At 65.7% G+C, this 13,755-nt stretch carries 16 protein-coding genes; 7 read left to right on the top strand and 9 right to left on the bottom strand.

Annotated features, from left to right (window positions below; genetic code table 11):
• Positions 1–26 precede the first annotated feature (26 nt).
• Positions 27–1,112 carry an acyl-ACP desaturase gene (locus tag DES52_RS16445; protein ID WP_110887916.1) on the top strand — a complete coding sequence of 362 codons (1,086 nt, stop codon included), beginning with the start codon at positions 27–29 and terminating at the stop codon, positions 1,110–1,112.
• 57 nt (positions 1,113–1,169) lie between these two features.
• Here the strand turns inward: DES52_RS16445 and DES52_RS16440 are convergent, their stop codons facing one another.
• On the bottom strand, positions 1,170–1,373 hold the full coding sequence (locus tag DES52_RS16440) for a MarR family transcriptional regulator (protein ID WP_110887915.1): 204 nt from the start codon (positions 1,371–1,373) through the stop codon (positions 1,170–1,172).
• Positions 1,374–1,423: 50 nt separating this feature from the next.
• Complete coding sequence (locus DES52_RS16435; protein ID WP_110887914.1) at positions 1,424–2,026, bottom strand: DUF305 domain-containing protein; 603 nt, start codon at positions 2,024–2,026, stop codon at positions 1,424–1,426.
• Between the two features lie 55 nt (positions 2,027–2,081).
• On the opposite strand from DES52_RS16435, the gene pdxY reads away from it, so the two are divergent.
• Both pdxY and DES52_RS16425 read left to right on the top strand, forming a co-directional pair.
• On the top strand, positions 2,082–2,978 hold the full coding sequence (gene pdxY / locus DES52_RS16430) for a pyridoxal kinase PdxY (RefSeq protein WP_110887981.1): 897 nt from the start codon (positions 2,082–2,084) through the stop codon (positions 2,976–2,978).
• The gene (locus DES52_RS16425; protein ID WP_110887913.1) at positions 2,975–4,123 is read left to right on the top strand and encodes a glycoside hydrolase family 1 protein; all 1,149 of its coding nucleotides are present in this window, start codon (positions 2,975–2,977) and stop codon (positions 4,121–4,123) included. The genes pdxY and DES52_RS16425 overlap by 4 nt, the downstream gene beginning before the upstream one ends.
• Here DES52_RS16425 and DES52_RS16420 read toward each other — a convergent pair.
• Positions 4,120–5,232, bottom strand: coding sequence for a glycosyltransferase (locus tag DES52_RS16420; protein WP_110887912.1), 1,113 nt, complete (start codon positions 5,230–5,232; stop codon positions 4,120–4,122). The genes DES52_RS16425 and DES52_RS16420 overlap by 4 nt on opposite strands.
• On the opposite strand from DES52_RS16420, the gene DES52_RS16415 reads away from it, so the two are divergent.
• Both DES52_RS16415 and mtnK read left to right on the top strand, forming a co-directional pair.
• Positions 5,231–5,959, top strand: coding sequence for a TIGR04282 family arsenosugar biosynthesis glycosyltransferase (locus DES52_RS16415; protein ID WP_170131100.1), 729 nt, complete (start codon positions 5,231–5,233; stop codon positions 5,957–5,959). The genes DES52_RS16420 and DES52_RS16415 overlap by 2 nt on opposite strands.
• Complete coding sequence (gene mtnK / locus DES52_RS16410; RefSeq protein ID WP_110887910.1) at positions 5,956–7,182, top strand: S-methyl-5-thioribose kinase; 1,227 nt, start codon at positions 5,956–5,958, stop codon at positions 7,180–7,182. Before DES52_RS16415 ends, mtnK begins: the two co-directional genes overlap by 4 nt.
• Before the next feature lie 3 nt (positions 7,183–7,185).
• Here mtnK and DES52_RS16405 read toward each other — a convergent pair whose 3' ends face one another.
• The 3 genes from DES52_RS16405 to ypfJ form a co-directional block, all read right to left on the bottom strand.
• Complete coding sequence (locus DES52_RS16405; RefSeq protein ID WP_110887909.1) at positions 7,186–7,485, bottom strand: hypothetical protein; 300 nt, start codon at positions 7,483–7,485, stop codon at positions 7,186–7,188.
• 45 nt (positions 7,486–7,530) lie between these two features.
• Positions 7,531–8,424, bottom strand: coding sequence for an FRG domain-containing protein (locus DES52_RS16400; RefSeq protein ID WP_110887908.1), 894 nt, complete (start codon positions 8,422–8,424; stop codon positions 7,531–7,533).
• Between the two features lie 90 nt (positions 8,425–8,514).
• The gene (ypfJ, locus tag DES52_RS16395; protein WP_110887907.1) at positions 8,515–9,339 is read right to left on the bottom strand and encodes a KPN_02809 family neutral zinc metallopeptidase; all 825 of its coding nucleotides are present in this window, start codon (positions 9,337–9,339) and stop codon (positions 8,515–8,517) included.
• A 166-nt stretch (positions 9,340–9,505) separates the two neighbouring features.
• Here ypfJ and DES52_RS16390 point away from each other — a divergent pair, with 166 nt between their 5' ends.
• The gene (locus DES52_RS16390) at positions 9,506–9,889 is read left to right on the top strand and encodes a hypothetical protein (protein WP_110887906.1); all 384 of its coding nucleotides are present in this window, start codon (positions 9,506–9,508) and stop codon (positions 9,887–9,889) included.
• A gap of 60 nt (positions 9,890–9,949) precedes the next feature.
• On the opposite strand, the gene DES52_RS16385 is transcribed toward DES52_RS16390, so the two are convergent.
• Entirely contained in the window at positions 9,950–10,909 is a 960-nt protein-coding gene (locus DES52_RS16385; protein ID WP_110887905.1) for a Gfo/Idh/MocA family protein, read from the bottom strand.
• 113 nt (positions 10,910–11,022) lie between these two features.
• Here DES52_RS16385 and DES52_RS16380 point away from each other — a divergent pair, with 113 nt between their 5' ends.
• On the top strand, positions 11,023–11,424 hold the full coding sequence (locus DES52_RS16380; protein WP_110887904.1) for a hypothetical protein: 402 nt from the start codon (positions 11,023–11,025) through the stop codon (positions 11,422–11,424).
• Between the two features lie 79 nt (positions 11,425–11,503).
• Here the strand turns inward: DES52_RS16380 and DES52_RS16375 are convergent, their stop codons facing one another.
• Positions 11,504–13,171, bottom strand: coding sequence for a RecQ family ATP-dependent DNA helicase (locus DES52_RS16375; protein ID WP_110887903.1), 1,668 nt, complete (start codon positions 13,169–13,171; stop codon positions 11,504–11,506).
• A 60-nt stretch (positions 13,172–13,231) separates the two neighbouring features.
• On the bottom strand, positions 13,232–13,663 hold the full coding sequence (locus tag DES52_RS16370; RefSeq protein ID WP_110887902.1) for a SufE family protein: 432 nt from the start codon (positions 13,661–13,663) through the stop codon (positions 13,232–13,234).
• Between the last annotated feature and the right edge of the window lie 92 nt (positions 13,664–13,755).

The following is a 13,755-nucleotide window of genomic DNA, read 5'->3' as shown; positions in this document are numbered from 1 at the left end:
CGTTCGTCTTGTACGATAGCAAGACTGTGACTGACATTATGCCCCCATCCGCCATCCCGCTCGGTCGCCGACAGCCTGCGGGCTTGCTTTCCAACGCCGAGAAGGACCGCCTCATCGAGCGAGCATTCCTGGGCTTGTACCGTTGGTACACGGCGCGAAGCCAAGAAACGCGTAATTGGAATCCCGACAAGAGCTTCGATTGGCGCAAGCTGGCCCAAGACTGGCCGTCGGAAATCACGACCGCCGTGCAAGGCTTTTTCGCGGTGGAGCAGTACGCGCCCGACTACACGTCGGAACTCGTGAACCTCGTGCGGCGCAGCCACGGGCGCAGTCACTTCCAATTGCGCTGGGGCAGCGAAGAGGAAAAGCACGCCGACGCCTGGGAAAACGCGGTGCTGTTCTCGCGTCAACGCTCGCCGCAGTGGATCGCCGAGTACAAGGAGCGCCTGCGCAGCCAGCAGTGGACGCTGCCCTTTCCGGACGCCATCACGAACCTCGTGTACACGGTGTTTCAAGAGCGCGCCACGCAGCTGAACTACCTCAACCTCATGAAGATCGCGCAGGGCAAAAGCGACCGGCCGCACCTCGCCGACGTGAAGGACCCCGTGCTGGCGCAAGTCGCGCAAGTCATCGCGGTGGACGAGGCGGCGCACTACAACTTCTTCCTCGAAGGCGTGCGCCTGTACTTGTACTACTACCCGCAGCGCACGCTCGAAGCGATCAAGACGGTCATCAGCGGCTTTGCCATGCCGTCGTCGCACCTCGTTCCGGATTGGGACAAGTTCGCCGAGACGGTGTACCGCGCCGGGATCTACGGACCGCGTGACTTCAGCCGCGACGTGATGCAAGTCGTGTTTCGTCAACTCGGCATCGAGGGCCGAAAGCAGTTGGAGGACGGCATCAAGCGCACGCGCGAAGTGCCGACGTTCGACAACGACGGAACGCAGCAGACGGCCATCTGGAACTCGTTCGACTACGGGCTCGTCGAAGGAGACGTGAAGCGCCTGCACGCCAAGATCGAGAAGTTCGAGACCGAAGTCGGCTTCAGCGAACTCGATCCGACCGAATTCGTCGAAAATCCGGAAGTCCCGACGAAGCGCCGAGACGACTGACCTTTCCCGCTTCAAGAGGAGGAGACGCTCGCCGAGCGTCTCCTCCTCTTCGTTGTCTCAAGCGCTGTGGTACTCGACGCGGACGTCGCTGATCTTGTGACCGCGAATGTGGCCGCGAACCAGCAGGCGGTTGACGCTGGCGCGAACGCTGAGCACCGGCAAGCCGAGGTGGGCGGCGAGCGCGGCGACGGTGGCGTTTCCTTGCAGTTGGATGGCGTGAAGGACCTCTTGGTCCTGTTCGTAGATGAGCGTGTCGTTCACGATCTCTTTACTATACCAACCCACTTAACGGCAAGCTGACGTCTCGGTTCTCAGGAATCGGCCGTCCAAGCCCGGTACTCGGCGAGTTGCCTGGATTGCAGCAAGATGATGTTGCGGGCCAGCAGTTGAATCAGCGTATTGTCGGACTTCGAGAGCGCGACCGTCGCCATCACGATGCCGAGAGCGTGATGGCGAGCCATGCCGCTCACCCACGCGTCGTCGAGTTGCCGCGCCGTTCGAACCTCGTCCACCATCGGCTTCATGTCGGCCGCCATCGCCGCGTAACGCGCCTCGTCCACACCGCCGAGATCGAAGTCGCCCAGCATGGCGCGCATCTCACGCACTTCGCCGCGCTGAGCGAGCAGCACCTCGTTCGCCCACGTCCGCACCTTGGCGTCTTGAGCGCTCTTCGAAACGTCCTCGCTCATGGCGTTGGCCGCCTCGTGATGCGCGATCATCAGGCTCAGGAAGGCGCGGTCGAACGTCCGACCGTCGAGCCGCTCCAAGCTCGCCATGAGCTCGCCTCCCAGCACGGAGTGATCGTGACTCGCCACGGGCGCGGACGTGGAAGGCGCCGAGGGCGGCGGCGAGTGGTCGTGCGTCTGGGCGAACGCGAGCGAGGAGAAGGCGAGGCAGAGCAGCAAGCGGCGCATGACCGCAGACTACGCTTCCTTGGTGAGCCGCGCCCGAGGCCGCCCGTAGCGTATGATGCCCCTCGTGAGCACGACCTTGCCGCGAAACATCCTCTCGATCCAGTCCTGGGTGAGCTACGGCCACGTCGGCAACGCCGCCGCCGTCTTTCCGCTGCAACGCCTCGGATTCGAAGTCTGGGCGATTCACACCGTGCAATTCTCGAACCACACCGGCTACGGCCAGTGGAAAGGGCAGGTGTTTTCGCCCGACGCCATGCGCGACCTCGTGGACGGCATCGCCGAGCGGGGCGTCTTGGGAACGTGCGACGCCGTCCTGAGCGGTTACATGGGCGACGCGAACACCGTCTCGGCCGTCCTCGACGCCGTTCGCCGCGTCCGCGAAGCCAATCCGCGGGCGCTGTACTGCTGCGATCCCGTCATGGGGGACGTGGGGCGCGGCGTGTTCGTGCGCCCCGAAGTGCCCGATGTGATGAAAGAGCGCGCGACCGTCGAGGCGGACATCGTCACGCCGAACCAGTTCGAGCTCGAACTGCTCACCGGCCGAAGCGTGAAGACGCTCGAAGACGCCCTCAGCGCCGCGCACACCCTGCGCGCCCACATTCGGCAAGGTGGCCCGAACGTCGTTCTCGTCACGAGCCTCTTGCGTGACGACGCTCCGGAAGGACACATCGAGACGCTCGCCGTGTCCGGTCAAGGCGCGTGGCTCGTCTCGACGCCGCTGCTGCCCCTCGATCCGCCGCGCAACGGCACCGGGGACGCCATCGCCGCGCTGTTCTTCGGGCAGTACCTCAAGACGGGCAGCGTGCGAGACAGCCTCGAGCTCGCCGTGTCCGCCCTTTACCGCTTGCTGGAACTCACGCACGAGGCGGGCACGCGCGAAATCCAACTCGTCGCCGCGCAAGACGAATTCGCCGCCCCGGCGAAGCGCTTCGCCGCCCGATCCGTGGCATGAGACGTTCGTTGTTCGGCAGCTTCTTCCTCGGCGGCTTCGAGTGCTCGTCGCACCGCCTGCGTTCGGGACGGCGGCTCGACCTCGTGGCGAGCACGCGGCACGACGCGTTCGCGCGCCAGGACTACGAGCGCCTGAGGGAAGTCGGCGTTCGAGCGGCGCGCGACGGCCTGCGCTGGCACCTCGTCGAGGCGCGTCCCGGAACGTATGACTTCTCGAGCTTCCTACCGATGCACCGAGCGGCGCGAGAAGTCGGCGTGGAGGTCATCTGGGACCTCTTCCACTACGGCTGGCCCGACGACCTCGATCTCTTCTCGGCAGAGTTCCCGGACCGCTTCGCGGGGTTCGCCCGAGCCTTCGCGGAGCTTTTGAAGGCCGAGGGCGACCTCGCGCCGCTCGTCACGCCGATCAACGAAATCTCGTGGTTCGCCTTCGTGGGCGGTCACTCGGCGTACCTCAATCCCTTCGCGAGCTTTCGCTCGCCGGAACTCAAGCGGCAACTCGTCCTCGCCGCAGTCGCCGCCATGCGCGAGATTCGGGCCGTCCTGCCCGCCGCGCGCTTCGTGCACACCGAGCCTCTCATCAACATCGTCGGCGATCCCGCGCGACCCCACGAGCACGAGATCGCTCGCTGGCACCACGCCAACCAGTTCGAGGCGCTCGACATGCTCGCCGGGCGGGTCGCCCCCGAACTCGGCGGCGACGAGTCCTTTCTCGACATCGTCGGGCTGAACTACTACCCGTACAACCAGTGGATTCACCGCGAGGGCGGGCCGCCGGAAGTCAACCTCTTTTCGGGTGACGAGCTGCACCGCCCGTTGCACACGCTGCTGCGCGACGTTCACGAGCGTTTTCGCCGCCCTCTCTTCCTCGCCGAGACGGGCTGCGAGGGCGACGAGCGACCCGCGTGGCTCGCCCACGTGTGCGACGAGGTGGAGATCGCGCGGTCGATCGGCGTGGACGTCGGCGGGGTGTGCTGGTATCCCATTCTCAACCACCCCGGCTGGGACGATGACCGTCACTGCCACAACGGCTTGTGGAACTACGCCGACGAAGGAGGCGAACGCGAGCGCTTCGAGCCGCTCGCGGCGGAACTCGCGCGTCAAGTTCGCCGCTTCGAGCCCGAAGCCGACCTCGCCGCCGATTAAACGAGCATGTCGCGAGGCACGTCGCGCCTCGGGCCACGCCCGATCTCCGCGACGGCCCGCGCCGCCTTCTCGTGGCCCGACTCGCCGACGAACGCCTTGGCGGTCTTCACGAGCCGACCGCGCTCGCCTTCGTCGCCGAGAATCGCCGCGAATTGATCGGCGACCGACCGGGGAAAGACGTCCTCGATCCACAGCACCCGCGCTCCCCCGCGTTCGAGCAACCGCGTGCCCATGAGCCACGTCTCGTAGATCGTGCCGGGCACCATCAAAATCGGCGTGCCGAGCGCCGCCGCCTCTTGCGTCATGTTGCTGCCCTCGGTGACGGCGACGTCGGCGGCGCGAATGAGGGCGAGCATGTCGGCGGGCGCGACCGTGCCGAAGGTCGTCACCCATTCGGGAAGCTCGGGCGGCAAGCCCGCGAAGGCCAGTTCGTGCGGATTCGTCGCCGCGAGGACGAGCCGAACCTTGGCGCCGCTCTCGCGCCGAAGCCGCGCGCCCTCGAAGACCGCGCTCAGCACGCGCACGCCGAACTCCGGCCCGAACGACATGCCGCGCGGCGCGTAGACGAGCACTTCCTCGCCGCGCCGAAAGCCGAAGCGTGTTCGGGCCGCCGCCTTCGTCGGCACGTCCTTCACGCTCAGAAACGGCCCGACGCGACGTGCTCGGTCGCCGAGAAACGAGAGTTCGTCGGGAAAGCCGAGCCCCGGCGGATAGGCCCACAGCAAGCCGTCGATGAGCGTGAGGGCGGGCCAATTCATGAACAGCTCGTCGCCGAGGGGAAACATCGGAATGTGGACCCACCGAGCCTTCGGCAGCAAGGCCTTCATGTGGATGAGCTCGCCTTGGGTGTCGTCCACGATGACGTCCGCGTGACCGAGCGCCTCGGTCACGACGGCGCGGCGATTGTCGGGCCGACGGTGGCCCATGACGCGCGTCGGAAAGCCGGTCGCCCGCGCGGCCTCCTCGCATTGAGGTCGCAGGCGGTCGGCGTTGAGGACGTACTCGACGTGAATGCTCGCGTCGAGCTTCGTTAAAGCTCTTCCCAAGGCGGCGGTGCGCCCGATGTGGCCCAGGCCGGCGGACGCGGAGGGTATCATCACGATGTCCATGCCTGCTCACGATAGCGAACTCGGGCCCGACCACGAGAACTTCGCGGATCGACGTACCCTTGTGGTCGTCGCGAAGCGTCCTCGCGCGGGCGAGGTCAAGACGCGAATCGCCGCGACCCTCGGCCCCGACGTCGCCGCCCGCGTGTACGAAAGCGCCTTGCTCGACACGCTCGACCTCGTGAGGTCGTGCGCGGCGAGTCCCTTGCTGAGCTTCGCTCCGCCCACGCCGGAGGCGCGAAGCTTCTTCACGGCGCTCGCCCCCGACTTCGCCCTCGCCCCGCAGCTCGGCGAGGACTTCGGAGCGCGCCTCGTGTCGGCTTTTCGGGCGGCCTTCGACACAGGGGCCCGCGCGGTCGTTCTGATCGGCACCGACAACCCCAGCTTGCCGCGCGCGCACGTGCAAAGCGCGTTCGACGCGCTGGCACGACCCGACGTGGACGTCGTCCTGGGAGCGGTGACGGACGGCGGTTACTACCTGCTCGGCATGAAGCACCTGCACGACGTTCTGTTTCAGCGCATCGCGTGGAGCACGGAGGTCGTCGCCGACCAGACGCGCGAGCGGGCCCGTGAGGGCGGACTGCACCTCGTGGACGTCGCCTCGTGGTACGACCTCGACGTCGAGGATGACCTGCGCACCCTGCTCAGCGACGTGCGAACCGTCGAGGACGGGCGGGCTCCGCGAACGCGCGCCCTCTTGGAGTCGTTGAAGTCGGAGGCGGCGAAGTGACGGACGCCGTGTCGTTCGGAGCGTACCGACCGCTCAGCCTCGACAGTGTCGTCGCGTACTTGCGGTCGCGTTCCGAAAGTGCCGACCTGCTGGACCTCACGGCGGACTTGTCGGTGCGTGAAGTCGGCGACGGCAACCTCAACCTCGTGTTTCAAGTCGCCGAGCGGGACCGCCCTTCGCGAAGCCTGCTCGTGAAGCAGGCGTTGCCGTACGTTCGTGTCGCGGGCGAAGGCTGGCCCCTGTCGACGCGGCGAGCGCATTACGAGGCGCGGTCCTTGCGGCGTTTTTTCGAGAGTGCTCCCGACTTCGTGCCCCGCCCCTTCTGGCACGACGACGTCATGGCCCTGAGCGTCATGGAGAATTTGCGCGAGCACCGCGTCGTGCGCGGCCTGCTCAACGAGAGGCGCGTCCTGCCGGGGCTCGGAGAGGCGATGGGACGCTTTCTGGCCGCCACCCTGTTCGACACGTCGGACTTCGCCTTGCCGAGCGACGAGAAGCGCCGCCTCGTCGGAGACTTCGACAATCCCGAGTTGTGCCGCATCACCGAGGACCTCGTCTTCACCGAGCCGTTCTCGGAAGCAGCGGAGCGCAACCGCTTCAACGACCTCGTCGCGAACGACGTGCGCGACTTGCAGGGCGACGAGTCGCTGCGGGCACACGCGGCGCGCCTCAAGCTCACCTTTCTGACGAGCGCCCAAGCTCTCTTGCACGGCGATTTGCATACGGGCAGCGTGATGTCGCTCGGCGACGACCACCGCGTCATCGACTCGGAGTTCGCCTTCGTCGGCCCGATGGGCTTCGACCTCGGCCTTTTCCTCGCCAACCTCTTGCTGAGCGCGTGCGCGCACGAAGTTCGCACGGAGCACCGCGCGGCGAGGGCCGAATTCCGCTCGTACCTTCTGCAAGAAGGACGGTCGATGTGGTCGACGTTCGAGGCGGACTTTCGTGAACGGCTCGCGAAGGCCGAGTCGCCGTCATGGAACTCTCCCGCCTTTCAAGACGCCTTCTTGCAAGGAGTGCTGCGCGACACGGTCGGCTTCGCGGGCTGCGAGATGATTCGGCGTACGGTCGGCTTCGCGCACGTCTCGGACCTTGACGGCATCGAGAACCCCGAGGCGCGCGCCGTCGCCGAGCGCCTCGCCTTGACGCTGGGACGAACGTTGATGCTAGAGGCGCAGGGCGTGTCGACGTTCGACGACGCCCTGCGCCTCATGCGCTGGTGATGCTTACTCGCCGCTCTCGCTCGCCTTGTCGGCGAAATCCACGAGGTCGCGGTCCTTGCCCGAGTCGGCGAGATTGCCGTCGCCGCTGAAGTCATGCTCGACACGCAAAGTGCTCTTAGGGCCGTTGTCCGTGCTGTGACCGGGCCCGGTACGGCCGTCGGTCGTCACGCCGAGGCTCGGTCCGCCGCCCGTCTCCGAGCGGTCGGGCACTTCGCCGTGTGCGAGTTCACGTTCTCGGCGCGCGACGTCGTCGCCGCCCGACTTGCCTTGCCGCGCTTCGTCTCGTTCGGTGTCGTTCGTCATGACGTCAGGGTAGGGACGCGCCCGCTCGATCGGATGGCAACTTCCTCAAGTTTCGTTCGCGTCCCGGGGGCCGCCGGATTCCTTGTCCTCGTCTGCGTCCTCGTCCGCGTCGCGCGGAAGGTAATACCGCTTGAGCCACGTGGAGAGCCCCGTCAACCCCGGGAACAGCGTGCGCTCGTTGATGTTGGCCTGATCGAGCTTGTCGCGAACCTCCCACTTGAGGTCCGCCGAAAGGACGATTTGACGATACACGTCCTCGTGGTCGCTCAGCCAGTCTTGCAAAGCCGTGGCAGGATTGGAAAGCAGCGAGAAGAGCGCGTACTGCTGCACGATGCGCTCGTCGATCGACGGCGGTTCGAAGAACAGCAGGAACGGTTCGTCAGACGTGCGTTCGAGATCCTCGAGCACCTGCACGTCGAAGGTCATGGCGTCCGGATCGCGCTCGCGGGCGTGACGACGCGAAAAGGACGTCAAGCTTTCCACGGTGAACACGTCCGTTCCGTCCTCGGCGAGGTGCCGCGCGAGCGGTTCGGGCAAGGACGCGTTCGCCTGGGACAAGTTCACCATCCAGACGACGCCGTCCGTGTCGAACTTCTCGATGCTCGCCGTCGCGAAGTGCAGGGCGACGAGGGGTGAGTACGACCAGTCGAGCAGACGCGTCGGAAGGCCGTGATGCTGTCCGAGCGCCAGCCAATGCCAGTACGACTCGCGCTCTTGCACGCTCGTGTACGCGTAACGCCGAAACGCCCGCAGCAAGTGGCGCTCCAAGTCGCGTGGCGTTCCACCGAGGCGTGCGAGGCTCGTGCGGAGCGAGTAGCGCGCGTCGGACACGCCACGGTACGCGAAGGGCGAGCGAAAGCGGCGCAGCGACGGATTCCACGCGCCTTCGTACAAGACGTCTTGCAGTTCGCTCCACGACGAGGGCCGGATGACTTGCATGCCTCAAGGTGACACCCGCGCTTCGAAGCGCGGGTGATGAACGGACCAACGAACTTTAGAGAGGTGAGCGGAGGGACGCCGAGGCGGGCGTTACTGCGCGAAGGTGTCGCACTTGTTGGGATCGCCACTTTCCAACCCGCGCTGGAACCACGTGACGCGCTGTTGCGACGAGCCGTGCGTGAACGAATCGGGCGTGGCGCGTCCGCCCGACAGGCGGTCGTCACCGATTGAGGCGGCGGCGTTGATCGCTTGACGGTAATCGGCGTCGGTGAGGTTGGCGATGTCCGACGCGCCGTGGCCCCACACGCCCGCGAAGCAGTCCGCTTGCAACTCTAAGCGAACCGACAAGGCGTTCGCGCCCGCTTGCGACAGCCCTGCTTGCTGGCTGCGCACTTGCTGTTCGATGCCGAGTTCCTGTTGCACGTGATGTCCGACTTCGTGCGCGATGACGTACGCCCGCGCGAAGTCGCCCGATCCGCCGAGCTGTTCGAGTTGACGGAAGAACGAGAGGTCGAGATAGATGTCTTGGTCGGACGGGCAGTAGAACGGGCCCGTCGCGGCGTTCGCCGAACCGCACGCCGACGAGTCCACGCCGTCGAACAGCACGAGTTGAGTCGGGGTGTAGGTTTTGTTGCTGCGCTGGAAGATGCCGCTCCACACGTCCTCGGTGCTGCCGAGGATTCGCGCGGCGAAGTCCGCTTGACGGTCGTTCTCTGGCGTGCGCTCGTACTGCCCGCCCGATTGCGATCCGCCCGCGCCGAGTTGATTGAGGACATCCGCCGGGTTCGCGCCGAACAGCAACGACACGAGCGCGATGAGCAAGGCGCCGCCGCCGCCAATCGCGAGTCCACCGCCGAGACCGCCACCACGGCGGTCTTGGACGTTCGTGCTGCGTCTGAGTCTCTCCCAATCCATGTTGGCAGCGTAGTAGCCGCGACGTGACGCGGCGTGAAGGAACGCCGACGTCGCCTTCTTGCATCGCAGAGGTTCCCTTCAGCTTGAGACGGGCGTGAAGTGCTCCTCAGAACCCTGCCACCGACGCGCCATAATTACGCTTTAGGCTAACTGAGGAGGAAAAGTTATGGCGATTGAAGATTTGCGCAAGAACCACATGATGTCCCACCTGCTCGACGCGCTCGACGAAGGGCAAGACATCGGGCATTACGGTCGCCTCGTGTTCGCGATCGTAGGCCGCCACTTCATGAACGAAGACGAACTCGTGGGCAAGCTCGCCAACGACCACGACTTCGGACAGGACGAAGCGCGCGACCTCGTGAAGCAAGTCGAGCAGCACGACTACAATCCGCCGCGCCGCGAGAAGATCTTGGAGTACATGCAAAAGCAGGACTTCCCGATTTTGCCGAACGTGGACGATCCCGACGAAGGCAACGTGTACCGCGACCTCGACTTTCCCGAAAGCGTCTACGATCACATCCAGCAATACCGCCACCAAAAAGACGATTGAGCGAACTTTGGAAGACGGCCTGCACGGAGAAGTGCAGGCCGTCTTCTCAGCCGACCGACGTCAAACGTCTACCGTGTGCCCTTGGCGGGCGCTCGCGAACAAGGCGTCGAGCACGCGCGCCTGCGCGACGGAATCGTCCATCGTGAAACGCAACGGCTCCACGCCGTGCGCCGCCCGACCGAAGTGCTCCACCATGCGCTGGTAAGCGTCGGCGTGCTCGATCGTCTCCGATTCGCCGTTCACCCGCAACGTGTGCCCGCCGCCCTTGCTCGTGAAGGCGTGATCGAAGACCATCGAGCCGTTCGTGCCGACGAGCGTGAGGCGCTGCTGGTACGACGCGGCCTGACCGCAGTTCACGGTGGCGCTCGCCTCGCCGAAGTCCAGCAGCCCCGACAACGTTCCGTCCACGCCACGCTCCAAACGCTGAAAAGCGGACGCCCGCGTCGGCTCGCGCCCCAGCAGCATCCGCAATCCGTTCACGCAGTAGCACCCCACGTCGTACAAGCCGCCGCCGCCCTTCTCGGCGCTCCAGCGAAAGTCGTCCGGGCGATCGAGGGTGAAGCAAAACAAGGCGTGCCCCAGCCGCAAGTCTCCCAAGGCGCCCGACGCCACGACTTCTCGCGCTCGCTCGAAGCCCGGATGAAAGCGGTACGCGAACGCTTCCAGCACCAGCTTCCCCGTACGCTCGCTCGCCTCGCGCAGGGCGCGCGCCTCCTCGGCGTTCATCACGAGCGGCTTTTCGCACAAGACGTGTTTGCCCGCCTCCAACGCCGCCACGGTCATCGGCAGGTGCGCGTCGTTCGGCAAAGGATTGTAGATCGCGTCGACTTCGGGGTCGGCGAGCAACTCGTCGTAGCTGCCGTACGCGCGGGCGACGTCGTACCTCCCGGCGAACTCGCGCGCCCGATTCACGTCGCGCGCCGCGACCGCCTGCAAAACGTGCCCCGCGTTCTTCACGGCCGGAGCGAGCGCGTGACCGATGCGCGCGGCGCCCAAAAATCCCCAACGAAGCGATGTCATACCTCCTCATACCACGCGCGACGGCATGATGCCAGCAAGCCTCAAGACGTCATCACGCCGCGTTTACGCACGAAGCCGCGCGGGGCGCCTACCGTGAGCGCGAAGGAGGTCACATGTCGAACGAACGCAGAGCCCTCAAGAGCAACCGCTTCATGGCCCACCTCGTCGGAGCCCTCGAAATGGGACAAGACATCGGACCGTACGGCCGCAAAATCTTCGCGACCGTCGCGCAGTACTTCCTGTCGGCCGACGACACCCTCATGCTTTTGAAGCGCAACCTCGGTGAGCAGGAAGCGCGCGAAGTCATGAAGAGCGTCGAGGGCGAACCGCCTCCGAGGCGCGGCAAGGTCGTGGAGTACACCAAGCGCCAGAACTTCCCGATCCTTCCCAACAACCACGACGCTCACCTCGACGACCTCTACGCGGGCCTCACCTTCCCGCCGGAAATTCAAGCCCGCATTCCGAAGTTCGAGCGGGGCGTCGCCCACGAGGCTCGCGAGGACGCCACGTCCTGACAAGAAAGGGGCGGATGAGTCCGCCCCTTTCGCGAGTGACCTCGCCACCTGCTCGAACCGCTCGACATCCCGACGCCGCTCACACGGCCTCGTTGGACGCGTCGAGCACCTCCAGCAGTTCGTTGTCGCGCACGAACTTCAGCGCGAGCGCTTGATACCCGTGCTCGTCGAACAGCACCGTCACCTTGCCGGATTCCACGAGCGTCACTTGTCCTTCGCCGAGCGTCTTGTGCCGCACGCGCTCACCAACGCCGAACTCGGCGTTCTCGTCCGCTTCGACACGCCGCCCCGAACGGCAAGTATCGCAGCGGTCGCACGGCGGCTCGAACGCTTCGCCGAAGTACCCCAGCAGGAACGCGCGGCGGCATCCCCTCGTGCCCGCGTACGCGCGCATCATCTCCAACCGCGACCGCTCGTACTCCTTGCGGGCGTGCTGCGCCGTGGACGCGGCTTGCGCCGCCTCCGTGGACTCGACGCCTTCGAGCACCTCCACGGCCCCGTCCTCCGTGAAGCGAATGGCGCCGACCTCCTCGAGGCGCGTGAGGGCCGACGTCAGCTTCGTTTGTGAGAAGCTCGTCTCTTCCGAGAGGCGCGAAGGCGCGACCGGCCGCCCCTCGTCTTCGAGGATGCTCAGCAGATGCTGCAAGTCATCGGCGGCGAGCAAACCGCCCGACGCGAAGAACTTGCGCAGCTTCGTGTCGGCGTGGGTGAAGAACAAGTGCACGGTGGCAAGCTCGCCGTCGCGCCCCGCGCGTCCGATCTCCTGGTAGTAAGCGTCGAGGCTGCCCGGCAAGTCCGCGTGCGCGACGAAGCGTACGTTCGGCTTGTCGATTCCCATGCCGAAGGCCGTCGTCGCGACGATCACGTCGAAGGCGTCCGCCATGAAGCCGCGCTGCACGGCGTCACGGTCGGCGGCCTTCATGCCCGCGTGGTACGCCGCCGAACGCAGACCGCGCGAGCTCAGCGCCTCGGCGAGTTCCTCGGCTTTCTTGCGCGTCGCCGCGTACACGAGCCCGGGTTTCTCGGCGCCTTGCACGAACTTCAGTACGGCGTCGCGGCGCAACGCGTCCTGCTCGAATTCCGTCACGCACAACGTGAGGTTCGGACGGTCGAAGCCGCTCACGATGACGCGCGGCTCGATCATGCCGAGGCGCTCGACGATCTCGGCGCGCACGGGCGGCGCGGCCGTCGCCGTGAGGGCGAGCACCCGCGGATGACCGAGCGCCTCGATAGCCGCGCCGAGCCGCAAGTAGTCGGGCCGGAAGTCGAATCCCCACTCGGAGACGCAGTGCGCTTCGTCCACCACGAACAAACTGGGATTCGAGGCCCTGAGGCACGCGACCGTCTCGTCGTTCGTGAGCTGCTCGGGCGCGAGAAACAAAAACTCCAACTCTCCCGCTTGAAAGGCCCGCAAGGCTTGCGCCCGCTCGGAGGCCGAGAGCGTGGAATTCAGAAGGGCCGCGCTGCTGCCGTCTTCCTGCAGCTCTTGCAGCGAGTCCACTTGATCGCGCTGCAAGGCGATGAGCGGCGAGACGACGATCGTCGGGCCATCGAGCGACAGCGCGGCGATTTGGTAGATGGCGCTCTTTCCGCTGCCCGTCGGCATCACGGCGAGGGTGTCGTGCCCTTCGAGGACGCTCTTGATGGCGTCTTCCTGTCCCGCCCGCAAGTTGCGGTAGCCGAACACTTGGCGGGCGAGACGACGGGCGGCGCGGCGCGCTTGCAAGGGAGTGAGAGAGTCGGTCATGGCGCCTTCCCACTGTCCCGCTTCTCGCTCATGTGCGGGCCAGGGGAAGGTGAAGGCGGGTTACGCGTGCTCGCGCACTTGGTTTTTGAGGCGCCGCAAGATCGCGTGCATGCCGTTGAGTCGGTTCGGCGTGATGAGATCGGAGAGGCCCATGTCGTAGTAGAAGGTGTCGGGAACGTTCAGGACGTCTTGAGGCGAGCCGCCGCCGAGCCCTTCGGAGAGGATACTGGCGAACCCGCGCACGGTGGGCGCTTCGGCGGGAACGTCGAAGTACATGTTCACGTGGCCGCCTTCGACCGTGGTGGCGAGGAAGAACGGGCTGACGCACTCGGGCACCTGCTCCATGCGCTCGGGATGGTCCTTGTACTCGGCGGGCAAGGCGGGAAGCTTTTTGGAGTACTCTAACAGGGCTTGTAAACGCATTCCTTTCGGAAGGCTCTTGAACATCTTGACGATCCCGTCGAGTTTGGCGGGCATGGCGGCGTCGGTCATGAACAGGAGTGTACAAGGCGAGCGGGGGAGGGGACCGTGCGTGGATTGTAATTGACAACTTCTGTCAACTTCCTGAAATCCTGTTTACAATG

Origin of the sequence: Deinococcus yavapaiensis KR-236, assembly GCF_003217515.1 — a bacterium.
Lineage (GTDB): Bacteria > Deinococcota > Deinococci > Deinococcales > Deinococcaceae > Deinococcus_A > Deinococcus_A yavapaiensis.
This window is presented reverse-complemented; position numbering and strand designations above follow the sequence as displayed.